This window comes from Fictibacillus sp. BK138, from assembly GCF_004216955.1.
Taxonomy (GTDB): Bacteria; Bacillota; Bacilli; order Bacillales; family Fictibacillaceae; genus Fictibacillus.
On the sequence record NZ_SGXL01000002.1, the window covers coordinates 198,631 to 223,721 of the forward strand.

General features: G+C 41.2%; 23 protein-coding genes. 10 read left to right on the top strand and 13 right to left on the bottom strand.

From position 1 onward, the window contains the following. Positions 1–100: 100 nt before the first annotated feature. The 4 genes from rlmD to EV282_RS17785 form a co-directional block, all read right to left on the bottom strand. Positions 101–1,477 (bottom strand): 23S rRNA (uracil(1939)-C(5))-methyltransferase RlmD, encoded by a 1,377-nt coding sequence (rlmD, locus tag EV282_RS17770; protein ID WP_130297227.1) that lies wholly within the window; start codon positions 1,475–1,477, stop codon positions 101–103. Between the two features lie 117 nt (positions 1,478–1,594). Continuing rightward, positions 1,595–2,920 (bottom strand): S8 family serine peptidase, encoded by a 1,326-nt coding sequence (locus tag EV282_RS17775; protein WP_130297228.1) that lies wholly within the window; start codon positions 2,918–2,920, stop codon positions 1,595–1,597. A gap of 105 nt (positions 2,921–3,025) precedes the next feature. Continuing rightward, positions 3,026–3,652, bottom strand: a complete 627-nt coding sequence (locus EV282_RS17780) for a class I SAM-dependent methyltransferase (protein WP_165389524.1) — start codon at positions 3,650–3,652, stop codon at positions 3,026–3,028. Positions 3,653–3,739: 87 nt separating this feature from the next. Next, the gene (locus EV282_RS17785) at positions 3,740–4,645 is read right to left on the bottom strand and encodes a diacylglycerol kinase (protein WP_066285809.1); all 906 of its coding nucleotides are present in this window, start codon (positions 4,643–4,645) and stop codon (positions 3,740–3,742) included. Between the two features lie 300 nt (positions 4,646–4,945). On the opposite strand from EV282_RS17785, the gene EV282_RS17790 reads away from it, so the two are divergent. From EV282_RS17790 to EV282_RS17825, 8 genes are all read left to right on the top strand, one after another. Then, positions 4,946–5,437, top strand: coding sequence for a GNAT family N-acetyltransferase (locus EV282_RS17790; RefSeq protein ID WP_130297230.1), 492 nt, complete (start codon positions 4,946–4,948; stop codon positions 5,435–5,437). Positions 5,438–5,490: 53 nt separating this feature from the next. Continuing rightward, positions 5,491–5,700, top strand: a complete 210-nt coding sequence (locus EV282_RS17795) for a hypothetical protein (protein WP_130297231.1) — start codon at positions 5,491–5,493, stop codon at positions 5,698–5,700. 57 nt (positions 5,701–5,757) lie between these two features. After that, positions 5,758–6,588 carry a TIM barrel protein gene (locus EV282_RS17800; protein ID WP_130297232.1) on the top strand — a complete coding sequence of 277 codons (831 nt, stop codon included), beginning with the start codon at positions 5,758–5,760 and terminating at the stop codon, positions 6,586–6,588. A 20-nt stretch (positions 6,589–6,608) separates the two neighbouring features. Then, complete coding sequence (locus EV282_RS17805) at positions 6,609–7,409, top strand: CPBP family glutamic-type intramembrane protease (protein WP_165389525.1); 801 nt, start codon at positions 6,609–6,611, stop codon at positions 7,407–7,409. Positions 7,410–7,570: 161 nt separating this feature from the next. Continuing rightward, positions 7,571–8,392, top strand: a complete 822-nt coding sequence (locus EV282_RS17810; RefSeq protein ID WP_130297234.1) for an ABC transporter permease subunit — start codon at positions 7,571–7,573, stop codon at positions 8,390–8,392. Continuing rightward, a complete protein-coding gene (locus EV282_RS17815) occupies positions 8,389–9,324 on the top strand; it encodes a hypothetical protein (RefSeq protein WP_130297235.1) in 936 nt (311 codons plus the stop codon). Before EV282_RS17810 ends, EV282_RS17815 begins: the two co-directional genes overlap by 4 nt. A 16-nt stretch (positions 9,325–9,340) precedes the next feature. Continuing rightward, positions 9,341–10,324, top strand: coding sequence for an ABC transporter ATP-binding protein (locus EV282_RS17820; RefSeq protein ID WP_130297236.1), 984 nt, complete (start codon positions 9,341–9,343; stop codon positions 10,322–10,324). After that, positions 10,317–11,249, top strand: a complete 933-nt coding sequence (locus EV282_RS17825; protein WP_226537042.1) for an ABC transporter ATP-binding protein — start codon at positions 10,317–10,319, stop codon at positions 11,247–11,249. The genes EV282_RS17820 and EV282_RS17825 overlap by 8 nt, the downstream gene beginning before the upstream one ends. 102 nt (positions 11,250–11,351) lie before the next feature. On the opposite strand, the gene EV282_RS17830 is transcribed toward EV282_RS17825, so the two are convergent. Continuing rightward, complete coding sequence (locus tag EV282_RS17830) at positions 11,352–11,849, bottom strand: hypothetical protein (protein ID WP_130297238.1); 498 nt, start codon at positions 11,847–11,849, stop codon at positions 11,352–11,354. Positions 11,850–11,939: 90 nt separating this feature from the next. Between EV282_RS17830 and EV282_RS17835 the strand changes: the two genes are divergently transcribed. Continuing rightward, entirely contained in the window at positions 11,940–12,884 is a 945-nt protein-coding gene (locus EV282_RS17835; protein WP_130297239.1) for a hypothetical protein, read from the top strand. Positions 12,885–13,192: 308 nt separating this feature from the next. Here EV282_RS17835 and EV282_RS17840 read toward each other — a convergent pair whose 3' ends face one another. Then, on the bottom strand, positions 13,193–16,276 hold the full coding sequence (locus tag EV282_RS17840; RefSeq protein ID WP_130297240.1) for an efflux RND transporter permease subunit: 3,084 nt from the start codon (positions 16,274–16,276) through the stop codon (positions 13,193–13,195). A gap of 94 nt (positions 16,277–16,370) precedes the next feature. Here EV282_RS17840 and EV282_RS17845 point away from each other — a divergent pair, with 94 nt between their 5' ends. Continuing rightward, entirely contained in the window at positions 16,371–17,204 is an 834-nt protein-coding gene (locus EV282_RS17845) for a TetR/AcrR family transcriptional regulator (protein WP_130297241.1), read from the top strand. Positions 17,205–17,437: 233 nt separating this feature from the next. Here EV282_RS17845 and gatB read toward each other — a convergent pair whose 3' ends face one another. The 7 genes from gatB to EV282_RS17880 all read right to left on the bottom strand — a co-directional run bounded on the left by gatB (position 17,438) and on the right by EV282_RS17880 (position 25,063). Further along, complete coding sequence (gatB, locus tag EV282_RS17850) at positions 17,438–18,868, bottom strand: Asp-tRNA(Asn)/Glu-tRNA(Gln) amidotransferase subunit GatB (RefSeq protein ID WP_130297242.1); 1,431 nt, start codon at positions 18,866–18,868, stop codon at positions 17,438–17,440. A gap of 12 nt (positions 18,869–18,880) precedes the next feature. Further along, a complete protein-coding gene (gene gatA / locus EV282_RS17855) occupies positions 18,881–20,338 on the bottom strand; it encodes an Asp-tRNA(Asn)/Glu-tRNA(Gln) amidotransferase subunit GatA (RefSeq protein ID WP_130297243.1) in 1,458 nt (485 codons plus the stop codon). 15 nt (positions 20,339–20,353) lie between these two features. Beyond that, a complete protein-coding gene (gatC, locus tag EV282_RS17860; RefSeq protein WP_077365110.1) occupies positions 20,354–20,644 on the bottom strand; it encodes an Asp-tRNA(Asn)/Glu-tRNA(Gln) amidotransferase subunit GatC in 291 nt (96 codons plus the stop codon). Between the two features lie 271 nt (positions 20,645–20,915). Beyond that, positions 20,916–21,170, bottom strand: a complete 255-nt coding sequence (locus tag EV282_RS17865; protein ID WP_130297244.1) for a YciI family protein — start codon at positions 21,168–21,170, stop codon at positions 20,916–20,918. 86 nt (positions 21,171–21,256) lie between these two features. Continuing rightward, the gene (locus EV282_RS17870; protein WP_066285780.1) at positions 21,257–21,613 is read right to left on the bottom strand and encodes a DUF3905 domain-containing protein; all 357 of its coding nucleotides are present in this window, start codon (positions 21,611–21,613) and stop codon (positions 21,257–21,259) included. A gap of 149 nt (positions 21,614–21,762) precedes the next feature. After that, positions 21,763–23,310, bottom strand: a complete 1,548-nt coding sequence (gene pruA / locus EV282_RS17875) for an L-glutamate gamma-semialdehyde dehydrogenase (RefSeq protein ID WP_130297245.1) — start codon at positions 23,308–23,310, stop codon at positions 21,763–21,765. 541 nt (positions 23,311–23,851) lie between these two features. Beyond that, the gene (locus tag EV282_RS17880) at positions 23,852–25,063 is read right to left on the bottom strand and encodes a CamS family sex pheromone protein (protein ID WP_130297246.1); all 1,212 of its coding nucleotides are present in this window, start codon (positions 25,061–25,063) and stop codon (positions 23,852–23,854) included. Positions 25,064–25,091 lie beyond the last annotated feature (28 nt).

The window sequence follows — 25,091 nt, forward strand, 5'->3', positions numbered from 1 at the left end:
TTATTATCAATCACTGTACATTTATAAATTATGGAAAATCATTAAACAGAATAAAATAAACTAAAAAGCCTGATCCACCATGGAATAAGGCTCCTTAAAGTTATGAGAGTACAAGCTTCGCAACTGCTTCAACATGTGTCGTCTGAGGAAACATATCAACCGGCTGGACTTCTACCGTTTTAAATCCGCCATCCTTTAACACACGGAGGTCGCGTGCCAATGTTGCTGGATTACAGCTTACATATACAACGCGTTCAGGCTTCATCTCAATAATTGTTTTTAAAAGTTCCTCGTCACAGCCTTTACGCGGCGGATCGACTACGATCACGTCTGGTGTGATGCCTTGTTTCTTCCACTTAGGAATCACATCTTCCGACTTACCTACTGCGAACTCTGCATTTGTGATGTTATTTAATTCTGCGTTTCGTCTCGCATCTTCAATGGCTTCTGATACAATTTCTACTCCGTACACTTTTTTCGCTTTTTGTGCGAGGAAAAGTGAGATGGTCCCGATTCCGCAATACGCATCAATTACCGTTTCGTCACCGCTCAGCTCAGCATATTTTAACGCTTGATCGTAAAGTACTTTCGTTTGATCTGGGTTGATCTGATAAAAAGATCGAGCTGAAATGGCGAACTTGATGTCACCGATATAATCATGAATATATTCAGCACCCCATAGCACTCGTGTTTCGTCTCCAAAAATTACGTTCGTACGCTTAGAGTTTACGTTTTGCACGATTGATTTAATCTCAGGAAGTGCCGCTGTAATGTCTTCGATAATCTTTTTTCGCTGGGGAAGATCTTTGCCGTTTGTCACTAAAACGATCATCAGGTCGCCAGTAGTTTTACCATATCGTGCGATGATATGGCGGAGAATGCCTTTGTGTTTTTGTTCATCATAGGCTGTAATGTTGTACTTATTAACGATTTCTTTCACCGCTTGAACGGCGTCATCGTTCGTATCACCTGTAATGATGCAGCTGTCCATCTCTACGATTTCGTGGCTGCGTTTTTGGTAGAATCCTGTGATGATGCGGCCGTCTCGCTCACCTACCGGAACTTGTGCCTTATTTCGGTAGCGCCAGGGCTCGTCTCCCATCCCGAGTGTTGGCAATACAGGTACTCCCTCAAGTTTTCCGATTCGAGTGAGCACATCTTCTACCTGCTTGCGTTTATATTCTAACTGTCCATCGTATGATAGATGCTGCAGCTGGCAGCCTCCGCACCATTTGTAGATCGGGCATGGCGGCTCAACTCGTTCACGACTCGCTTTTATAAGTTCTTCTAATCTTCCGAAACCGAATCCTTTTTTAACACCAATAACTTTTACCTTTGCACGCTCTCCCGGCAAAGTATTCGGTACAAACAAAGTAAACCCATTAACACGTGCAACTCCAGCACCTTCATGGGTTAAATCCACTATATCCACTTCGTAACTCTCATTTTTATGAACAGGCAAATCAGCCTTTGTCATTTTCATCGTCCCTTTTTGTCCATTATGCTTTTCTGATTGTAGCACAACTGCTTATGGACACCAAATGGCAAAATATAAAAAGAACAGACCTAAACGTTCAGGTCTGTTCAAGGTTTATTAATTACTTGCTGCTTTTACAGCTTCATATGCATTCACGTATCCAGCTCCTACTTCATGGAGCTTATAGCCTGCCATCGGATCGGCTGTTGATTCTAATAATTGAAGAACTTGATCAGGTGTTAAGTTCGGGTTCGCTTCAAGCATTAGTGCTGCAACACCCGAAATGTGCGGGGTCGCCATGCTAGTACCGCTTGCAGTTGTGTAGCTTGCAAGGTGTTCCGGTGCAATATATTCTGCATCTGTTACTGAACCCAGTGCGTTCATGACAACGCCAGTTTTTGATTTTGTAGAGACAATATCAACACCTGGTGCCGTAATGTCCGGGTGAAGCAGGTTATCTCCTTCGACTCCTCGAGATGAGAAGTCTGCCAGCTGCTTATCCTTTGTTCCCGCAGCAACTGAAATAACCCAAGGAGCTGCAGAATACGGATTTAACGTGTTATCATCTGGTCCTTCATTACCCGCAGCGAACGTTACAACCATCCCAGCATCATGCGCTTCTTTACTTGCCACGTTGATCGGGTCGTTTGCTGAGTAATCACCTGTTGTTCCCCAGCTGTTTGAAATGACATCGATGCTGTACTCTTCTTGATTTTCAATCGCATAGTTAAATGCTTCTAAAGCCCAAAAGATATTGATCCCTTCACCTGTACTAAGACCTACCAGCTTTGCATCTGGGGCAACACCTGTGTACAGCCCTTCACTCGCTGTTCCAAGCCCTGCAATTGTTCCAGCAACGTGAGTTCCATGACCAGAAGAGGTATCTGTGTTTTGAACATTTTCAAGGTAAAGCGGATCATTCGAGAACAGATCTCCCGCTAAGAATTTTACATTTTGAATGACTTTTTCTTCGCCAAACGGCAGATCAGGATGTGTTGCATCGATTCCACTATCGATTACAGCAACGGTTGTTCCTTTACCTGTGTAGCCTAATTCGTTCCATACTCGCTCAGCCCCAATTAATTTACGGCTGTCTTTCATTAAAAAGTTCAAATCTTTGTTATGGTAGACCGATACTGCATCTAAGCTGCTTGATAAGAGTGATGTAATCTCAAGCTTCGTTCCTTTAACAGCAACCATCGGCAGCTTGCTGAACGTTTTTGTTTCCAAACCAAGATTCTGAAGTGCTGCTACATCTGATGAACTCGGCAATGATTCATACGTAACCACCGCTTCAACCAGTGTATTAGATGTTAGATCACCAAGGACTTTTGTCAGCTCAGTGTCTACCTCTATACCAGCAACCGCCTTCGCATTTTGCTGTGGCAGGAAAAAAGCTGCAGCCATCAAGACTGTTAAGCACAACGTAAAAAACTTTTTCATAACCAAACCCCTCCGCTTCCTTTTTTATGAATTGTTTTAATTTTCTAACATAGTAAAGGAAAGGGCAATCATGCAAAGGGGATAAATCGTATTACTGCAAACGGACTATACTGATATATCGTTTGATAGGCTTTCTCGTGCGACGATAATGGTATAAAGGTCATTAATCGTCTTGTATTCTTTCGTAATTTCAATCGGAAAGCCACTCTTTATCTTGTGAAAATCACGGGTAATATCCGTTCCGATCGCTGAAGTGATTTTGTTTAGCAACCTCCTGATTACGTTTGGTTTCTGATTGGAATCTATAAATTTATCGAACACCAATAACGTGCCGCCCTGTCTTAGACAGTTCAAACTTTTCTCTAGTACTTTTTCAGGATGTTCTACCACACTTAGAATTAAATTTAATACGACTACATCAAACTTTTGATTTCCGAATTCCATGTTTTCAGCATTCATTTGGAACAGCGTAATATCTTTGCTGTTCCTTTTACTCTCAGCAATTCGTAACATATCTTCGGAAAGATCAATGCCTGTAATAGATGCGTCTGCAGGCAGAAACAGAAAGTCCTCACCTGTACCTACTCCAACTAATAAAAGCGAGCCCCCTTTTCGAACTTCAATTTCAGAAAAAGCTTGCTGACGTGCCTTTCGAAAAAGACGGTTGCCCATGAACTTATCGTAGAAAGGAGCTAGCCTTTTATACTTTTGGATATTTGAGTTGTCCTTCATATTTAATCTCTCCCCCATTTCATTTCCCCATCAAAAAAAGAACACCTAATAGCTCTATGCTTAGGTGTTCAGTCTCGTTAGCTTATATTAAGGTTTGATTCTTTCTTTTGGTACTAACAACTCAAAGTGATGATGCAGGTTCTCGAATTCACCTGGCAGAATACCGCCTAACTCACCGTCGAGGTTGATCTGCATCTTTTCGCGTGGTGTTACTTTAACACGCTTCGCTTTTTTGTAGATAACATGATCATCATGAATGTGTTCTCCGCGTATCGCAAGGGATGCGATACGGACAAACTCAGCTAGGTTTGTTTTCTTTAAGATGACCACATCGAATAGTCCGTCATGGAATTCAGAAGATGGAGCGAGTTTTTCAAACCCTCCGACAGAGTTTGTATTGGCTACTAAAAACAGCATGATCTCGCCTTCGTACTTTTCCTTATCATCGAATTCAATCTCAACATATGTGGGACGAATGGATGGAAGCATCTCGATTCCTTTTAGAAAATAGGCAAGCTGGCCGATCATTGTTTTGAGCTTGCTCGGCACTTCATACGTAAGTTCAGTTATTCGCCCGCCTCCTGCAATATTAATGAAGAATTTATCATTTACTTTACCAATATCAACCGGCATGTGAGTACCGCCGCAAAGAACATCACAAGCGCCTTCGATCGTTCGCGGTACACCAACTGCACGTGCAAAATCGTTTGTTGTACCTGCTGGAATGATACCAAGCATCGGACGATTCTCAAGGCCTGCAAGTCCATTTACTACTTCATAGATTGTTCCGTCTCCGCCGGCAGCAATAACAAGGTCAAAACCTCGTTCTCCCGCAAGGCGTGCCGCACGTGTAGCGCAGCCATCTTCAGGTGTAGTCGCATGACACGATGTTTCATATCCTGCATTTTCAAGTCTATCCAGTATATAAGGAAGCTGTTTCTTTACCGTTTCTCTCCCTGAACTCGGATTATATATTAGTCGAGCACGTTTCATATCTTTCACCTTCGCTGTTTGACTTCTATTAAAAGTTTTAACGTAAATCTTTCACTGTATAACCGCAAAAAACAGTCCGTTCATGGACTGCTTCTAAGGATTCCTCTTATATTATAGTGATACATGTCCTAAAAAGCAAAGCTGTTTGTGCGTGGCATGTGTTGAAATTGTGTCTAAATTGAAGGGGGTCTGTCCCGGGTCTGACCCGGGACAGACCCCCTTCAATTCTCAAACAATTCTTATGAAAATAAAGGAGTTCCTTGTCTCTTTATGGAATTTCTTAGGTGAGGAGTGTGTAACATGGAGAAACCTACGTTAGAGATAGCTTTATCAACCCCGGCAGATTATCCCGGGCTTGTTGAAATTGATCATCTCGTTTGGAACATAGAAACAACACCAGCACCAGACATCCGTTGGGATTCACCTGAGGATTATGGCAAACAGTTTCCTGCCGGCAGTCAAATTGTCGCCCGATGCAATGGGAAGGTTTGCGGCTACATTTTTTACAAAGATGTGATTCCAGTCCCTTCCAACCTGCATGTAGCAGATCTAGCGATGGCTGTTCACCCTGATTATCATGGACAGAACATCGGCTTTGAACTTATGCGGGCAGTTGAGGAGCTGGCGCGTGACAACGGCAAAACAAAACTGTCTTTACGCGTTTTATCAACGAACGAGAAAGCCATCCGCTTCTACAAAAAATGCGGCTATCAGGAACAAGGAAGACTGATCGGAGAATTTTATTTAAACGGGCGCTTTGTCGATGATCTGCTTTTTTACAAGCATATCTAAAGACTGCATTCATAGATTAATTAATGCACCACTATATTAGGAGGTGTTTTCAAATGTTTTGGGTTTTTATTTTATCGCCGCTCGCTGCGGTCCTCTTGCTTTTTGCAATCGTGCATTGGAGAACGAAACAGAGGTATAAGAGGTACAATGCAAAATATGAACTTGAGGAACATGTAAGTGATCAGAACAAGATCAACAATGCTACTGCCTGGAATTCTTCACAGCAAAATCACCATTCTGGCGGTGGAGGTGGAGGATTTTAAAAAGACGGGATGCCGATCCTGTCTTTTTTCACGCTTAAATACTGAAAGGAGATTTACATGCCACACAAAATAGCGATATCCGGAAGTACGATCATGTCTGATATCTCACTGTTACACGACCTTTTTATAGATGAAACGAGTCATATCGAAATAGGAGAATTCGAGAATGAAGATGCCTATCAATCTTTTTTAGGCATGATTAGAAATTCTAACAAAAGCTTTGGCCTTCATTCCCCACTTTTTCGCAATGACAGCAAATATGATCTTATCGAATACGTGCAATATGAACCCGAAGAATCATGGGTTCAGTTTGAGAATGAAGTGAAGCGGATGGCTGAAGCTGGGGCAGCATACATACTTGTTCATTTTCCCTATTTTCAAGACGAATCAAAACATCCTGAAAAATTAATAGAAGAAGGATTACATAGGTTATCACTTCTTCAGACAAAGTATAATCTGCCAATAGTCTGCGAACCGAAACTAGGAATGTGGAAATCCGCAAGAGGCATCGAATATCTTCATAAGTTCCCTGTATCCGTTTGGAAGAAGTATGGGCTGAAGCTTTGCATGGATATTGGTGATTATCTGCTGGCTTCTGCAAAGTTATCCATGGACCCGCTGGAGTTAATTCAAAAATGGCAGGAGTACATCAAAGTTGTTCATCTTCATAATATTGAATTCATTGAAGGCAAATACATATGGATTCCCATTCATCCTTCACACGAGAATGATGATGTTCACTTTGCGGTTAAAGAGATTTTGAGTTTCATAGCAAAACAAAGCAATATCTATTGGGTTTTAGAACATACCCCCCATTCATGCCCAAAGAAAGAATTCGTTATGGAAGGCATACAGTGGTTAAAGGAAGACATTTTAAAAATTAAATAGTGACATGGAGGATGCAACAAATGAAACACTTAAAAATCGCCCTATTTCTTGGTTTATTGGGTTTACTTGCAGGAGCTTTTGTAGTTCCTTTCCAGCTGGAATCGTTAAAAAATGCACTACCAGCAGCTGAGTATGCAAAAATAATGGACGCCTTACCTTTTTCGATGCCAGTCATGATTAGCATAGCTTCATTACAAATCGGATTATTAAGCTTTGTATTAAGCTGGATCGGTCTAAAACTTACAGAACGTACTGATCTGGCACTGCCCCTTCTGCACTCATGGCTTCTTGAAAAAAAGAAACCTGTTATCAACATCCCTGCTTTAAAACTCGCTCTTATAGGAGGTGCAATTGGATCTCTATTTTTGGTTATAACTGATTTATTTCTATTTCAGCCTCACATGCCAAAGCTTGGAAATGGTGGAGGGGCCGTATGGTGGAAAGCGACACTTGCGGGAGTATTGTATGGAGGGATTGTTGAAGAAGTTCTGATGCGTCTCTTCCTGATGACCCTTATTGTATGGCTACTGGCCTTCATATTTAAAAAATTTGGAGGAACCATCCCTTCCCCTTTTTACTGGATTGGAATTATAGGGGCAGCCCTTCTTTTTTCAGCGGGACACCTCCCAGCTACAGAGGCTTTATTTGGAGAGCTCAATACCATAATTATAACCCGTGCTTTCATCTTAAATGGAGTACTCGCTGTTTTCTTCGGATATCTCTTTTGGAAGAAAGGACTGGAATACGCGATGATCGCGCATATGATGCTGCATGTGGTGACACAGCTAGCCTTGCTGCCGTTAATAAAGCTCATTTCATAAGGTTTGCAAATACTGGATCAGATCCAGTATTTTTTTTTGAAGAATTTGAGGTGAGTTATCCGTCAAATTAAATAAAGATGTTTTTTAGGGGGAGTTATTTCAAATAAATGTCAAATAGTTTACAATTATTTCAAACATTCTTTTAAGAATTGAGGTGCATTATGAATTTTTCATTGAGGAGTTATTTAAAAAGACTTAGGTCTATCATACTTGGAATCTTAATAATCGGCATACTGCCAGCTCTTTTATTCGGAACCAATACTCAGGTTGAACAAAACGTTTGGGAATACTCAATTAGAAACCTTAAATACCCGCTTTTTCCTGACGTATTTGAAAAGTATCAATATTCCATGACTATTTTCTTTGCTGCTTTGTTTACCGGTTTAACAGCCGCTCTAATTCTTACTTTTTTTACAACACTTCTGCCAAGATTCCTTCAACGTGTTGTATATGGCTTATTAACATTTTTGGAATCACTGCCCGATCTATTTATTGTAGTCGTCCTTCAGTTTACCGTTATTTACATCTATCAATCTACGGGAGTTCTAGTAGCTAATATTTCAAACGTTTATAACAATCCAATCTATCTCTTGCCGATCCTTACTCTTTCGATATTGCCTACGATTCAGTTGTTTAAGATCGCTTTGCTGCTCATGAAGGATGAACAGCATAAACCTTACGTAACAGTTGGCAGAGCGATGGGTCTTAGCCGTTTTTACATTACAATCGTACACGTTTTCAGAAACATCCTTACGAGTCTTGTCCAGTATTACAAAACGATCTTTGTATTTATGCTTTCCAATCTGTTTATTGTAGAATACGTGTTTAATTTGAATGGAATTATGAATGTGTTACTGAATACGAAGGGTGTGGCCTTTATGGTATCCGCACTCATGATCGCAATCCCTTTTTCTCTTCTATTTGAAATTGCGGAAACCAATACCATCAAGGTAAATAAACAAGAAGAGGAGGAAGCCGCATGATTATCAAACTATTAAAACAGCCTCAGGCTATAATAGGATTTCTTTTTATTACAAGCTTACTGATTTTTAGTTTTTATTGGCCCAGCATGCTGGATGTTGATAAGACAGAAGCGCTTAAACTTCAGGATTTTTTATATGACGATGATGGAAGAATAATAGATGCTCCTCCCTATTCTCCATCACAAGTTCCTCCGTTAGGCTCGGATATGTTTGGGAAACATATTTTTTATCAGGTAATCGATGGAGCAAAATATACCATTCTGATCGCACTGGGTATAGCTTTGTTTAGAATTCTGTTTTCTGTGGGTATCACTCTGATCAATCCTAAATCCAGCTTTTCTTTCTTAAACGATATCGTTCAAGCAACACTCTATCTCCCAACTGCTATTTTAGCTTATATCTTTATGAATTCATTAATAATGAAGCAGTCAATGGAGCCTATGAGTACTATTAAACTGATCGTGCTGCAGTGCCTCATTTTAATAGGTGTTGGTGTACCGCCATTAATCTCAACATTCTCACGTGAAATTAAGACAATTTTAAACAAAGATTACATTACAAATACATTTGCTTTAGGTTCAAAAAAAGTTTATGTGTACTACAAACATGTACTGCCTGAACTTTCCACAAAACTAGTACTATTATTTGCTCAGCAAGTCGTACAGACATTAATCCTTATGGCCCACCTCGGTGTTCTTGCCATTTTCATTGGTGGTTCAGCTATAGTCGTTTTGGGAGACATTTTTGCTCCCATGCCAGTAGCCATTCCATTAGCAGGCGAATGGGCAGGTATTATTGGAATGAATTTCGCAAAAATAAAGGCTGCTCCTTGGGCAATTCTAACTCCTCTAACTTTCTTTGCTTTGTTAATTTTTGCATTAAATTTAATCATACAAGGAATCCAGAACTGTCTAGAAACACACAAGTCGTAAAGTGAGGTGAAAGATTATGGATCAGCATATATTACAGATTAAGAACTTAAGAGTTTCTTTTAATAAAAATAAGCAAAAGACAACAGCCGTTAATGATGTAAGCCTTCAAATTGAAAAAGGACAGACAGTGGCTCTAATCGGTGAATCGGGTTCAGGAAAAAGTATAACTTCTCTTTCCGTATTGCAGCTCCTCCCTTCAAACGGCCAGGTAGAGAGAGGCTCTATCACCTTTAATGGAAAAGAACTTCTCAAGAAGCCCGAAAAAGAGATGCGAGAGATCAGAGGCAACGAGATCTCCATGATATTTCAGGACGCCATAGCGTCGCTAAATCCTGGCATGAAAGTTGGGGTACAGATTACAGAAGGGCTTAAATATCATAAGTTAGTTCCAAAAGAAGAACTTAAAACGGAGGCACTTCAATTGCTGGAACAGGTCGGCTTTAAAAATCCAGCATATATTTATAACCAATACCCTGATCAGCTTTCTGGCGGGATGAAACAGCGTATCTTGATCGCGATGGCTATTTCATGCAAACCCAAACTCCTTATCGCTGACGAACCGACTACTGCCCTGGATGTTACCATTCAGAGACAGGTACTCGATTTAATCGATCTTTATAAAACAGATTTAGATGCCTCTGTTCTGCTGATCACCCACGATTTTGGTGTAGTTGCGGAATATGCCGACTGGGTTTATGTGATGTTAGGCGGTCATATAGTAGAATCGGCAGATGTATATACGATCTTTAAAAATCCCGTACACCCTTATACAAAAGCTTTGATCGGCAGCATCCCTAATCCCGAGAACGGACAGGAACGATTGAAAAGTATTCAAGATTATACATTTGAAGATACGAGCTATGACGGAAAAAAATTCGCCCCTGCAACGTATACCTATGAAAGCAGTTCTTTTGATGCACCCTCTTCATTAGTTGAAGTAGAACCGATGCATTATGTCCGGTTCTATGATGATGAAAGGAAGGTGGTTGCGATTGGATAATCTACTTGTAAGAGCTCAGAATCTATCAAAATACTTTTCAGACAGCAATGGCGTTCATAAAGCAGTCGATGGTGTCTCACTCAACATCCATCGTGGAGAAACGCTTGGCGTTGTTGGTGAATCAGGATCAGGAAAAACAACGCTCGGACGTACCATCATGCGTTTATATAAGCCAGAACACGGACAGATCTGGTTTGATGGTAAAGAAATAACGAAGCTAAATGACGGAAAGCTCAGACCCTACAGAAGAGAAATTCAAATGATATTTCAAAATCCGTATGAATCTTTAAGTCCACGTTTAACTGTTGGAGAAATTCTTGAAGAACCGCTATATATTCAAAAAATAGGGACAAAAAAAGAGCGGATGGATAAAGCACTTAGTATGCTTGAGAAGGTTGGACTGCCTCGGAACTCTTATCAAAGAAAGATTCACGAGTTTTCCGGTGGTCAGCGCCAAAGAATTGGGATCGCGCGTGCGCTGATTCTAGAACCGAAATTTGTAATAGCAGATGAACCCGTTTCCGCACTCGATGTTTCTGTTCAAGCTCAAGTATTGAATCTCTTAAAAGACCTGCAAGCCGAGATGAATCTAACATGTCTATTTATATCGCATGACTTAAGCGTTGTTCATTACATGAGTGACCGTGTAGCGGTTATGTATCTGGGACATCTAATAGAATTAGCTCCAAAAGAAGAGCTGTATCGCAACCCGATACACCCTTATACAAAGTCACTGTTGTCTTCCATACCTGTTCCAGACCCAGAACGGCGCAATCCATATCGCGAGCCGATCATCCTGCCAGAAAAGCCGCTATATCCGCCACAGCTGGTACATGTCGGGAATGAACACTATGTATCGGCCAATATGATCAATATAAAAGATTTTGAGATTGAAAATACTAAAAAACAAATAAGCTATATTTAAAGCAAAAGACTGGCTGATGACCAGTCTTTTCTACTTTTTTTAATTCTCATGTCGAAGAGTCCATTAATTCAAATTTACAGCTTCGAAAGCCTATACACGCTTTCATCTATTTCTTAAAATCACAAACATGCTTACTGCCATAGCTCCTAATCCTAAAATCAACGAAAATACCAGTCCAATCCATGCCATAAACAGATCATCACCCGGATAAGCTGGCTCGAGCGTTATGTAATACCAGATAGCCCAGATCATTAGGATAAGGAAAAAAGAATTCCCCACGCATGCCATCTTGATCTTGTCCTTATCATCTCCATCCCAAATCTCAGAAATGAAAAGCCATGTGAAGATGCTAAGCGGTATACATAATAAAAGACCCAATATGGTTCCCATCGGCAAAAAGAACATGATAACAAAAGCTATGCCAAACAAAGCAGTATTGGCAGCAAATAACGCCGCTCCGGCCAGCCAGAAGTTTTGACTTAACAGACTGCCCTTTAATTTATAACTGATGTTTGTTATAAAGCCCACTGAAGACCAATCTTTTTGTTTTGTTAATAAAATAACAGTTAAAATCATTCCAGCTATTAATAAGATCGACATCCACTCACCACCCACATTTTTACAATAACCTGATCTTATAATATCATTAAAGAAGAATACAAGAATATTTAAAGGAGGCTAACAGGCATAATGGAACCTTTTATTCTATTATTTATTATCACTATAGTAGCTGCCATTCTGATTAAAAAGGCATCAAAACCCAGATACTTAAAGATCGCTGAAATGACCACTTTGCCTCCAGAATTAGGCGTCAACGAAAATCTGCGTCTTGAAAAAAGGGTCCAGAAGTTAGAGACTTCTCTTCCAAGCGAGTTTAAAGAGAGACTTAAACGGCGATATCTATCTGAGAACCCTAAAGCTACAGAAGCATATTTTGAAGCTTGTTTTTATGAACTTAAACGCTTCTTCATCATGTGTTCTCTATTGAATAACGTTCCGATGTTCAGCAAAAAAGTTGATGCTATCTGGCATGAGATGCTGATGTATACGAAGGAATACGAGAAGTTTTCTTCAGACCTATGCGGTGAACACATTCATCATGCTCCCAACGATACAGTAACACCTGATCCGAACGGCAGAGCATGGTTTGATCTTTTATACGCGAAGCTTTTCGTTTTTACAGAATTCACACCTGTCGCCTGGGGTACCTTTTTTCAAAATCCGCTTCATCCAGGACTTTTAGAAGAACTGCGTACGCTTTCCGTTGAGGACTTAAGCAGAAGATATTTTAGAGAAAATGCTGATGAGGATACTGTTCATGCATTGCTTACAGAGATTAAAAATGAAATTGAACGGTTCACGAAAGAGAATGACCCTTATAAAGGATTAAAACTTACGCCAAATGCGATTGATAGTGCTCCCATTTTAGCTGGAGCCATGCTTTATTATTCCTATCACCATTTTGACGAGTATGAGAGTCATATGGGGAAATTAAATCCGGCAAACAACTATTACTCTGGCGATTCGACCGCGTGTGGAAGCAGCTGCAGGAACGATAACCATGATAGCGGCTGCAGCAGTGATGGTGGAAGCAGCTGTGGCAGCAGTTGCGGCGGTGGTTGTGGAAGCAGTTGATTTTACTTGTATGAGGCCGATTAAAGAACATAATCGGTCTTTTGTTTGTACGTGAATTGTTTTTTTACGGTACGTGTTCTTTTATTTATTACACGTTCGCGCAAAATGGTGTGTATTTCACGCAGAAAACGCTAGTTTTCACGCAACATTGTTCTCCGTTCACGCGAAACATACCATGTTTCACGCATAATACCTGCAGTTTCACGCATACACCCCAAAGATCGCTTCGATTTAGCTTGTATAAAAGCATAAAAAGACATAAAAAGCCCTGCAGGATGACAAACACATCACTTGCAGGGCTTAGCACTTTAATTTTCTTCTACTTCTTTACGATTTTTCTTAAAAATCTTGGATAATACTTCATACACGATTGGTACGATAATCAGCGTTAACAACGTTGAACTTGTTAATCCGCCGATTACGGTGATACCAAGACCTTTCGAGATAAGACCGCCTCCGCCTGAGCCGACCGCTAACGGAATTAATGCTCCGATTGTTGCGATAGCCGTCATTAAAATTGGACGAAGTCGAGTTGCTCCTGCCTCAAGGATTGCTTCACGCATACTCATTCCATCACGTTCCATATGAATAATGCGGTCTACTAAAACGATAGCGTTCGTAACAACGATACCGATCAGCATTAACAGTCCCATCATGACAGATACAGAGATGGTTTCCCCCGCGATTAATAATCCGACGAATGAACCAATGACTGCAAATGGCAGTGAGAACAGGATCGCAAATGGTGCGACACCTTCACGGAATGTTACAACAAGGATGAAGTATACGATCGCAATTGCTGCTAACATTGCTGCTCCAAGCTGTGTAAATGTTTCTGTCATATCTGCCTGTACACCAGCTACTCCAACGGTAACCCCTTTAGGCATATCCAGCTTATCGATATCTTTTTGAACTTCTGATGTTGCTTTTGAAATATCATCACCTATTGCCTTGCCTGAAACTGTTGCGTAGTACTCCCCTTTGCTTCGGGCAAGTGTATTAAGCGTCGTTCCTTCTTCAACTTTTACAAGCTCTGATAATGGCATTGTCGTACCAAGCGCTGTTGGCACTTGTCTTGCCAAAATATCATCGACGGATTTAGGCTGTTTCGTTTGCTCCTGCTGAACGATAACGTCTAGCGTGTCACCGTCTTTTTCAATCGTTGTTAATACATCATCCGTTTTTGCAGGATTGAGCATCATCACGATCTGACCGGTTGTCAGTCCGTATTTCAGCAGTTCATTTTGATCGACATTAAATGTGTGTTCAACAAACGCATCTTTTGCGCTTGAAGAAACATCTTCTAAGTGGTCATTTTTCTTCATGACGTCTTCTGCCATTTTTACAGCTTTATTGAGCTTATTTAAATCTTCACTGTAAAAGGTGTAGCTGACTTCATTTTCAGTACCTGTCGATGCAGCGAAGTTCTGGCTCTTCCATTCTCCTGATTGCCCGATGTTTGCTACATAGTCTTCTATATCTTCACGTACTTCCGGGAAGTTTTCCATCTCTGGGTCAAAAATCAGGTACATTAATGCACCGCCTGCTCCGCCGCCCGCCATTGCCATCATCGGATCAGCGTTTTCCGTAACAGAGATTTGAACGATATCGATATAATCACGCTTCAGCATTTCTTCTTCTAATTCTTCAACGTTTGCCAGTGTTTCTTCCTTAAGCTCACCAGCTTCTGGTGTGTACGTTAAGTACATGACTTTGTCTTCTTCACTGCCCATGAAGCTGAAACCGATAATTGGCGTTAACGCTAAGCTACCTGCTAATAAAATGACGGCTAGTAGTGAAGTAATAATTTTATGATTAAGAGATTTGTTAAGAATCCCTTTGTACCAATTTGATAGCTTACCAGCTTCTTTATGGCTTCCTTCTGTCTTTTCGCCATACAGCTTCTTTTTGAACAAGAAGTGGGATAATGCAGGTACGATTGTAATGGCAACAATCAGTGACGCTCCTAGCGCAAATGTCATTGTTAACGCGAATGGCGCGAACAGCTCTCCAACCATTCCCCCTACAAAGATAAGCGGTGCGAATACTGCAACGGTTACCAGTGTGGATGATAGGATCGGCTTGAACATTTCGATTGTTGCTTCACAAATCAACGCACGTCCATTCAACTTTTCTTCTTTTAAATGCAAACGTCTATAAATATTTTCAACTACAACGATGGAATCATCGATTACCCGGCCGATTGCTACCGTGATCGCACCAAGTGTCATGATGTTCAATGTAATATTCATCCAGTTAAGCAGCAATAATGCCATGAAAATTGAAACTGGAATCGAAATGATTGAAATAATGGTTGATTTAAAGTCACGCAAGAATAATAGGATAATCAATACCGCGATTAATCCTCCGAACACTGCTTTTTCAATCATGGTTGTCACGGATTCTTCTATTGGTTTTCCTTGGTCCAGAGAGACATCAATAACAAGACCATCAACTTTTGATTTTTCTTCTTTTATTAACTCTTTTACACTATTAACAACATCAACCGTGTTGGCTTGCTGTTCTTTAACGATCTGAATCGCAATGGCTTCGTCTCCATTTGTACGGGAGACTGACTCTACTTTTCCGACCGTTTTGATATCTGCTATTTCACTTAGCTTTACAAATGGGGTTGGATTTTCTGCAGATGGTGTGACAGGGATCATCATGTTCTTCAGTTCTTCTGTAGTCATGAATTTACCGTCAACTGCTACCGCTTCTTCACCCTCTTCAAACTCATAAAGTCCTAAAGAGACTGCCATGTTGCTTGCCTGGATCATTTCTTTTACTTTTTCTTCGGTCAAACCAAACTCAGACATTTTGGCTTTTTTATAAGTGAGGTCTACTTCTTCAATATGCTGACCTGTAATTTTTGCTGATGCAACTCCATCAATCTTCTCGATCTTAGGAAGAATAATCTCTTCTACTGTTGAAGTTAATTCCACGATATCTTCTTTCGTACTGCTGACACTAAGAGCAGCAACAGGCATCATGTTCATGCTGATCGCTGTAACTGTCGGCTCTTGAGCTGCTTCTGGCAAGTTTACCGTATCTAAGGCAGACTGCAGTTCGCGTTTCGCCTCATCCATGTCTATGCCATATTCATACTCCACTTGAATGTTTGACATATTGGAATAGGAATTTGAATAAACGGCTTTTACATCTTCAAGGCCTTCAACTGCTTTTTCTATTGGCATGGACACATCTTCCATAACTTTCTCTGGAGTTGCTCCAGGATAAACGTCCATAACCATTAAATAAGGAATAGACACATCCGGAATCGTCTCCATATTCATTCGTGTCCCTGAATAGATGCCTGAAACTGTTATAATAATAGTAAGCAGCCACACGGCCAATTTATTCATCAGGACAAAATTAACTAACCTTTTCATTAGTCCACCAACCCCTAATTGACTTATCAAACTCAATTACTTATACTAATGACTGGTCGGTCATTTGTCAACGAAATATATTAGGAGAGATGAAATGAGTAAAAAACAATTAATCCTGGAAAGTGCTTTAGAGCTTTTTGCAAAACAAGGTTTCGAAGCTACTTCCGTCCAGCAGATAACCGAACACGCGGGTATTTCCAAAGGTGCTTTTTACTTATCTTTCAAATCAAAAGACGAATTGATCATTGGACTGATCGATCATTTTATGATGGAATTCATCTCAGATATTGACCACGTAGTCAAAAATCATAATGATGATAAAAATCTATTAAATGAATTTTATAAAGCAGCGTTTCATTCCTTTCAAAAGCATTCTGACTTCGCCAAAATTTTTATAAAAGAACAATCGCAAACTGTTAACGAAGAACTCATTACTAAGATGCATCACTATGACAAACTAATTGATAAGATTATTTTAGGGATGCTCGAACGTTTATATGGCGGGGAAGTCAGACATACAAAATATGATCTCATCTATTGTGTGAAAGGCTTCATCCATACGTATTCACATCTATTTTTATTCTTTAACGTACCACTCGATCTGAATCAATTAAGTCAGTCACTCGCAGAAAAGACCTATTTGCTTGCCCGTCATTCTGAGACAACTTTTATATCAGAAGAACTTTACCAATCGTTTAACGAAATGCCGGATGAACAAGTTACAAAAGAGCAGATCATCGAAATCATTGAACAAAAAATAGAAGAAGTTGAAGAGTCTACTGAGAGTGAATCCTTGGTTCTGCTGAAACAGCACATTCAAAAGCCAAGTCTCAGTCCAGCGATAGTAAAAGGGCTGCTGTCAAACCTCAAAGACCACCCTAAATGTAAGCAGATTTCTTATTTGCTTCGAAATTATCTGGAGTTATAGACGAAAAAAATCCTCCCGTTACAGGAGGATTTTTGTTTTAGATTCTTGTAATTTTCCCTATATCCTTCATTGAAAAGTTAATTGGAGCGGAAGGGCGAGACTCCTGCGGGACAAGTGGGACAGGTAAGACTCCTAATGGCGCAAAGCGCAAGGAGGCTCACCGCCCGCCCCGCGGAAACCGAGCCACTGCAGCGGAAATTAACCTCAGTCAAAAGCAGCCAAGTATATGAAAACTATCTCTTTTTCAATTCTTCCACAATCAGCTTGTTTACAAGCGGAGGATTCGCTTTTCCTTTTGTTTCTTTCATCACTTGTCCTACAAGGAAACCGACCGCTTTTTCTTTACCGTCTTTGTAGTCAGCTACAGACTGCTCGTTCGCATCCAAAATCTTTACGACGATCTCACGGATAGCACCTTCATCAGAGATCTGTACAAGACCTTTTTCTTTTACGATCTTTTCAGCATCGCCGCCGTTTTCGATTAGCTCTTTGAAAACCGTCTTTGCGATTTTATTCGAAATCGTTCCGTTCTCAATCAGTTTGATCATCCCGGCAAGACCTTCAGCTGTAAGAGCGGTTTGATGCAGTTCTCTGCCTTCGTTGTTCAAGTAGGCACTCACTTCACCCATGATCCAGTTGGATGCTTGTTTCGCATCAGCGCCTGCTGTGATCGTTCCTTCAAAGAAGTCGGCCATCTCTTTTGTCATCGTGAGAACTTTTGCATCGTATTCAGGAAGTCCGAATTCGCCAACATAACGTTTCTGGCGGGCATCCGGAAGCTCTGGAATTTCTGACTTCACCCGATCCATCCACTCGTCATCAATAAAGATCGAAACCAGATCAGGTTCCGGGAAGTAGCGGTAGTCATCAGATCCTTCCTTCACTCGCATAAGAAGTGTAGTCTTTGAAGCTTCATCATAACGGCGGGTTTCCTGAAGGATTTCCCCTCCGCCTGATACGACTTCACGCTGACGCTTCTCTTCATGTTCGAGTCCTTTTTGAACGAAAGCAAATGAGTTTAAGTTCTTAAGCTCTGCTTTTGTTCCAAATTCCTCTTGGCCGACTGGGCGGATAGAGATGTTAGCATCGCAGCGCAATGAACCTTCTTCCATCTTACAGTCTGAGACTCCTGTATATTGAATGATCGCTTTCAATTTTTCTAAATAGGCATAGGCTTCTTCCGGCGTACGGATATCGGGCTCAGACACGATCTCGACGAGCGGCGTTCCTTGGCGGTTAAGGTCTACAAGTGAACCGTCTGCCGTGTGCGTAAGCTTTCCTGCATCCTCTTCCATATGAATGCGTGTAATTCCGATTTTCTTTTTGTTTCCGTCGACTTCAATTTCGATCCAGCCATGTTCACCGATCGGCTTATCAAACTGTGAAACTTGATAGGCTTTCGGATTATCCGGATAAAAATAGTTTTTGCGGTCAAATTTCGTTTCACGGTTGATCTCACAGTTCAGTGCAAGTGCTGCACGCATCGCAAAATCAACAGCTTGATGGTTCACAACAGGCAGTACACCTGGGTGCCCTAAACAGATGGGACATACATTCGTGTTCGGCGGCGCACCAAAGTTTGTAGAACAGCCGCAGAAAATCTTTGAGTTTGTTTTTAATTCTACGTGTACTTCTAGTCCAATTATCGTTTCAAATTCGCTCATTCTCTGCACCCCCTACAGCTTCGGCTTCGCTTTGTGATGTTCTGTTGCCTGTTCAAACGCGTGAGCTACCTTATAAATGGTTGCTTCGTCAAAATGCTTTCCGATGATTTGAAGTCCGATCGGCAGCCCGTCTGAGAATCCACAAGGTACGGAAATCGCCGGAACACCAGCCAAGTTCACTGGAATCGTTAAAATATCGTTCATGTACATCGTTAACGGGTCTTTCGTCATCGCTCCGCATTTGAATGAAGCAGATGGAGTTGTTGGTCCGATGATGACATCATATTTTTCAAAGACTTTAGTAAAGTCCTCTTTAATCAGTGTACGTACTTTTTGCGCTTTTTTATAATACGCATCATAATAACCTGAGCTCAACGCAAACGTACCAAGCATGATGCGGCGTTTTACTTCCTCACCAAATCCTTCACTGCGGGACTGCTTATACATATCGATCAGGTTGTTGCTGTTGTCTGAACGAAGTCCGTAACGAACACCGTCAAAGCGCGAAAGGTTCGCTGATGCTTCAGAAGAAGACAGCAGATAGTATGTGGCTAGTGCATAGCGGGAATGCGGAAGAGATACTTCTTCCCAAGTTGCACCTAATCCTTCAAGTACTTTAAGAGCTTCCATTATGCGCTCTTTAACGTCAGACTGGACGCCCTCTCCAAGGTATTCTTTAGGAACACCGATTCTTAGCCCCTTTACTTCACCTGTAAGTGAAGCCAGATAATCTGGGATATCTACTTTTGCAGATGTGGAATCCATCGGATCGTTACCTGCAATCGCCTGCAGCAAGTACGCATTGTCTTCAACGCTTGTTGTGATCGGTCCGATTTGGTCAAGAGATGACGCAAAAGCGACAAGACCGTAACGGGATACAAGGCCATATGTAGGTTTCAGTCCTACTACACCACAGAAAGCAGCCGGCTGTCTAATTGATCCGCCTGTATCTGAGCCTAGCGAGAAAAGAACTTCCCCTGCTGAAACGGCTGCAGCTGACGCACCTGATGATCCGCCTGGCACACAAGAAAGATCCCATGGGTTATGCGTCGGGTGGAATCCTGAGTTTTCATTGGATGAGCCCATCGCAAACTCGTCCATGTTTAATTTACCGATCGTGACCGTGTCTGCAGCAGTTAAACGCTCAACAACTGTCGCATCATAGATCGGTTCGAAATTTTCTAGAATCCTTGATGCACAAGTCGTACGGATTCCTTTTGTTACGATGTTATCCTTAATTCCGATCGGCATGCCAAATAGCAGTCCTCTGTCAGCACCGGAAACTAGTTTCTCATCTAATTGTTTAGCCTTAATGCGGCTATATTCTTCATTTAATGTTAAAAAAGCTCTTACTTTATCGTCAACTTGATGGATGCGATCAAACGTTGCGTCCACAATGTCAGTTACACTCAATTCTTTTGTATGTAATAACTGATGCAGTTCTGAAATCTTTTTATCTAAAATCGACATACGCGGGCTTTCCTCCTACTCCAAAATGTTCGGAACTTTAAACTGGCCGTCCTTTTGTGCTGGTGCATTTTTCATGGCTTCATCAACTGAAACAGAATTTCGCACCTCATCTTCACGAAGTATATTCTTCAGTTCCAGTACGTGTGTAGTCGGTTCCACGTTATCTGTGTCGAGTTCATTTAACTCTTCTGCAAACCCGATAATTTTATCTAACTGCTCAGTCAGCATTTCGGCTTCTTCATCCGTAACCGCTAATCTAGCCAAATGCGCTACGTGTTTCACTTGATCCTTCGAAATTCGAGACAAACCTGACACCTCCAAGACTTCTTATACCAAAGTATTATTCTGATGATAACAAAAAGCTTGGTGTATAGGCAACTTGGGAAGAGAAGATTCGTGAGATTACGTCTAAATAGAGAGAGATTAAGTCTTTTTTGGGTACAATTAGGTCTAATTTGAAAAGATTAAGTCTAAATCGATGTGAATTAAGTCTTTTTTTTAATATATAGGTCTTTTGACAAAGTTCGACAAATAAAAAAACCGATTCAAAACGAACTGTCTTGAATCGGCCTTATCTTTAAATACCCCACTCATGAAGTTCTAAACGGCGCACGCCTTCCTTCACGTAAGGATCTTCTTGTGCTAAAGTTTGTGCTTCCTCTAGAGAATCAGCTTTATATACAACCATACCTCCTGAACCATCGACGAAAGGTCCTTTAAGATGTACCTTGTCCTTTTCAACTAGGTCTTGCAGGTAATCCAGGTGAGCCTGGCGGTACTCTTGGTTCAATTCTGGTTTTTCCATATGTAAAATTGCTGCGAAGAATGCCATGCGAATAACCTCCTTATTGTTACGTTTATCTTACTATAATCCTTCTCGTTACCAAAAGAAAAAACATCCGGTGTTATCCGGATGCATCAATCCTTTCCATAGCTTGAATCTTTTGTAGGATGGCGAAGCATCCCTTCTTTAGGCGGCGCCTTTTTTTCAATAAGATCCCGATTCATGTTCGTGTTCCAGCCAATATCGTTCGTGGGATGCACCCACTCATCACCTGCCATCACTTCAGGGTCTGTGTCCGTGCTCCAGTTGTTAAGAGGAGAATTTTCTGAATCATAAAAGCTGTCGCCAATCACAACGCCATGTTCGTTTACGAAAGGTGCCTGCATCTTCATACCAGTCTCTTTAAAATCTGGTGAGCTGATCTGATGCGGCATCGTTTCATCCAGATCGACTTCCGGCAGATTCTTCTTTTGCTCTTTATCCTTTGACATCTACAACACCTGCTTCCATATCGTTATACGATTAACTTCTCCTGAACCAGGGTGGATAATCCATTTTTATTTAAGATTAGGTAAAGAAGAAATGAAGAAAACCGCAAATAAAAAAGTCTTTTCTCAATGGAGAAAAGACTTTTTTGTTATTAAAGTGTTTCTGAAGTTGTTTTTGCTTGCATGTGAAGAATCAGGTAATCTGGTCCGCCTGCTTTTGAGTCAGTTCCAGACATGTTGAATCCGCCAAACGGCTGGTATCCAACAATTGCACCTGTACATCCGCGGTTGATGTAGAAGTTACCTACGTGGAACTCCTCGCGCGCGCGTTCGATGTGCTCACGGTTGTTAGAAAGAAGTGCACCAGTCAGACCGTATTCTGTGTTGTTTGCGATTTCCATCATGTGATCGAAGTCACGTGCTTTACATACCGCAACAACTGGTCCGAAGATCTCTTCTTGCATCAAGCGAGCTTTTTCATCTACATCAGCAAAGATTGTCGGCTGGATGAAGTAACCTTTGGAGTCGTCGCCTTCTCCACCAGTCATAAGACGGCCTTCTTCTTTTCCGATTTCGATGTACTTCATGATCTTGTTATAAGAAGCCTGGTCGATTACCGGCCCCATGTATGTGCCAACCTCTTCAGGGCTGCCAACAGTTAGAGTCTTAGTAAGAGCTACAGCTTTTTCTAGAACTTCATCATATACATCTTGGTGGATGACTGCACGAGATCCAGCAGAACATTTTTGTCCAGAGAATCCGAATGCAGAGTAAACGATTGAGCTTGCTGCTAATTCAAGATCAGCGTCACGGTCAACCACAACTGTGTCTTTTCCGCCCATTTCAGCGATTACACGCTTAAGCCAGATTTGACCAGGGTGTACTTTTGCTGCTCGCTCATAGATACGGCAGCCTACTTCACGAGAACCTGTGAATGATACGAAACGAGTTTTTGGGTGGTCTACTAGGTAGTCACCGATCTCAGCTCCGCTACCAGGAACGTAGTTAAGTACGCCTGCAGGAAGTCCTGCTTCTTCCATTACTTGAACGAACATTGCTGCGATAACTGGAGTTGAGTTCGCTGGCTTCAATAATACTGTGTTACCAGAAACGAACGCAGCTGCTGCAGTACCCGCCATGATCGCAAACGGGAAGTTGAATGGAGAGATAACGATACCTACTCCAAGTGGAATGTAGTTAAATTTATTGATTTCGCCATCACGGCTTACAACTGGCTGACCAGCTTTAAGCTTGATCGCTTGGCGAGCATAGTATTCTAAAAAGTCGATAGCTTCAGCTGTATCAGCGTCTGCTTCTTTCCATGGCTTACCTGCTTCTTTAGTAAGCATAGCGGAGAATTCATATTTACGGCGGCGGATGATCGCTGCTGCACGGAACAAGATGTTCGCGCGGTGTTCAGGATCCCACTTTTTCCAAGATTCGAAAGCCGTTAATGCAGCTTGCATTGCTTGCTCAGCATGATCTTGAGTCGCTTTTGAAACAGATCCAATCACTTCTTCTTTGTTAGCTGGATTTATAGAAACAATCTTTTCATCTGTTGTGATTTTCTCACTGCCGATAACAAGCGGAAACTCTTGTCCAAGCTTGGAATTGATAACCTTCAAGCCTGCTTCATAAGCTTCCTTGTTTGCAGGAACTGAAAAATCCATAAATGGTTCATGACGGTATTCACGTGTCATAATAAATTCCCCTCCTAATAAAGCGTTTTCAAAATTGGTTTTCCCACCGTTCATTCTACATGAACAGAGCGATTTGTTCAAACAAACAGAAATAGTCAGAATTCTTTATTTTCAAGGGATTTCTGACTGGAATGCATCTTCTTTCTTTATGATGAATGAATAGTACTTATAAAACGAGTTTAGTTATAAAATTTTGGTAAAAAGACGAATAAATATTCTTTTGGAAGCCCGTGATACTGGACGTATTTTTAAAACAAAATGCGCGGGAAATCTACTTTTACGGTACGTGTTCTTATATTTATTACACGTTCGCTCAGCTTGGTTGAGTTTCGCTCAAAAATTCTTAGTTTCGCTCAAGATAGGTCTAGCTTCGCTCAGAATGCTCAAGTTACGCTCAAACCACCTCTATTTTCGCTCAAGCGAACCTTTATCCAAGTTTAAATTGCACTAATAACGCATTCAGCTATTTTAAAAAAACGAAAAGCTGACTTCAAAGAGCCCTTTGCATGCCCTTTAACGCCAGCTTTTCCTAAAAATTGAATTATTTTCGGTAAATATGAACAAATGGTTCTTCTTGTGTTGTATCGTCTTTTACGATCAATGCCTCTGGCTGGTCAACTGCAGAGCCGATGTACACTTCGATCGGAACATTCGGCAGTTCGCCGAGTGCTGATGTGGCGACGAACTGTGTAAAGGAGATGATCTCCGCCTTGCCTCTGAACTGCACAGGAATTTCGATCGTCATTCGCTCCAAATTGCCATCTTTATAGAATCCTTTTCCGATTACACCAATAAAATTCGGGAAGTATTCCTGCACTTTCGCTTTGAAAGTTGTAAACTTCTCATAGTCGCTTCGTTTCTTTTTTGAAGCTGTGTCAGATGGGAACAATAGATAATCTTCATCGATTTCGTTCCACGAACTAATCGAGTTGCTTCCCTTTTTCACGACTCCAGCAGAAAAGAAGTTTCCTGGTGTTACGGAATCACGCTCTTCTTCTTGATAAAGTGCAATGACGATAGGTACATCTTGAAGTTTAGGATCCTGGCGCAAACGGCTTGCCACTTGTCCGGCTACCTTTTGCGCTTCCTTTTTAACTTTTCCACGATCCAGCTTCACTTCACCTGGGTAGATCAAGCTATCTTTCTTTACGTCAAAATAATAGGTGGAGTTAAAAGACAAACCGACTACCACGCCGCCAAGCTTTACTTTGCCATCTCCGCTTTGAACAAGATAGTTATGCTCAAGCACATAGGAAAGGTATTTCGGGCTATTCTTATTGGCCTCTTGCAGTTTTTTTACGTAGTCGGGATCATTTTCAGCAACCTTAACCCCTAGTTTTGGGTTTAAACCGGTCTGATCCAGATCACTTTTGCTCTTCCCTGGCTTTTCATCTTCTCTTCTCAGCCAGTTGGTAACAGTAGGTTCATTTAAGAACTGACCTTCCTGGAAAAAGTATTTATCCGTGTTGAACGTATCTTGAGCCACTCGCATCAAGCCCATTTCGAACTCGTTAATATCGAGGCGATTGTCTACACCATAACGGATAACACCGCGTGCTCCACCTGGCTCAAATGGAAAAATACTTCTGTAATACTTTTCACCTGTATTGATTTCCCCAGTGATGATCGCTTTTTCTTCTTTCTTCCCCTTTTCCTGCACAACCTTTTCTTCTTTTTCCAGCTCATCCTTACCCAGACAGCCAGTTAAAACGAGTAAAAGGCTTAAGAAAAGGAGTCCAACCCGTTTAATCATTACGGACACTCCTCTAATAGATGGTTAG

Coding starts and splice junctions, on each gene's coding strand:
- EV282_RS17820 (WP_130297236.1), top strand. CDS start 9,341: ATGGATCAGCATATATTACAGATTAAGAACTTAAGAGTTTCTTTTAAT.
- EV282_RS17805 (WP_165389525.1), top strand. CDS start 6,609: ATGAAACACTTAAAAATCGCCCTATTTCTTGGTTTATTGGGTTTACTT.
- EV282_RS17785 (WP_066285809.1), bottom strand. CDS start 4,645: ATGAAACGTGCTCGACTAATATATAATCCGAGTTCAGGGAGAGAAACG.
- EV282_RS17795 (WP_130297231.1), top strand. CDS start 5,491: ATGTTTTGGGTTTTTATTTTATCGCCGCTCGCTGCGGTCCTCTTGCTT.
- EV282_RS17865 (WP_130297244.1), bottom strand. CDS start 21,170: ATGGCATTCTTCGCAGCAATTTTACATATGGAAAAACCAGAATTGAAC.
- EV282_RS17840 (WP_130297240.1), bottom strand. CDS start 16,276: ATGAAAAGGTTAGTTAATTTTGTCCTGATGAATAAATTGGCCGTGTGG.
- EV282_RS17845 (WP_130297241.1), top strand. CDS start 16,371: ATGAGTAAAAAACAATTAATCCTGGAAAGTGCTTTAGAGCTTTTTGCA.
- EV282_RS17815 (WP_130297235.1), top strand. CDS start 8,389: ATGATTATCAAACTATTAAAACAGCCTCAGGCTATAATAGGATTTCTT.
- EV282_RS17830 (WP_130297238.1), bottom strand. CDS start 11,849: ATGTCGATCTTATTAATAGCTGGAATGATTTTAACTGTTATTTTATTA.
- EV282_RS17780 (WP_165389524.1), bottom strand. CDS start 3,652: ATGAAGGACAACTCAAATATCCAAAAGTATAAAAGGCTAGCTCCTTTC.
- rlmD (WP_130297227.1), bottom strand. CDS start 1,477: ATGACAAAGGCTGATTTGCCTGTTCATAAAAATGAGAGTTACGAAGTG.
- EV282_RS17810 (WP_130297234.1), top strand. CDS start 7,571: ATGAATTTTTCATTGAGGAGTTATTTAAAAAGACTTAGGTCTATCATA.
- EV282_RS17800 (WP_130297232.1), top strand. CDS start 5,758: ATGCCACACAAAATAGCGATATCCGGAAGTACGATCATGTCTGATATC.
- EV282_RS17775 (WP_130297228.1), bottom strand. CDS start 2,920: ATGAAAAAGTTTTTTACGTTGTGCTTAACAGTCTTGATGGCTGCAGCT.
- EV282_RS17790 (WP_130297230.1), top strand. CDS start 4,946: ATGGAGAAACCTACGTTAGAGATAGCTTTATCAACCCCGGCAGATTAT.
- EV282_RS17880 (WP_130297246.1), bottom strand. CDS start 25,063: ATGATTAAACGGGTTGGACTCCTTTTCTTAAGCCTTTTACTCGTTTTA.
- EV282_RS17870 (WP_066285780.1), bottom strand. CDS start 21,613: ATGTCAAAGGATAAAGAGCAAAAGAAGAATCTGCCGGAAGTCGATCTG.
- EV282_RS17835 (WP_130297239.1), top strand. CDS start 11,940: ATGGAACCTTTTATTCTATTATTTATTATCACTATAGTAGCTGCCATT.
- gatA (WP_130297243.1), bottom strand. CDS start 20,338: ATGTCGATTTTAGATAAAAAGATTTCAGAACTGCATCAGTTATTACAT.
- pruA (WP_130297245.1), bottom strand. CDS start 23,310: ATGACACGTGAATACCGTCATGAACCATTTATGGATTTTTCAGTTCCT.
- gatB (WP_130297242.1), bottom strand. CDS start 18,868: ATGAGCGAATTTGAAACGATAATTGGACTAGAAGTACACGTAGAATTA.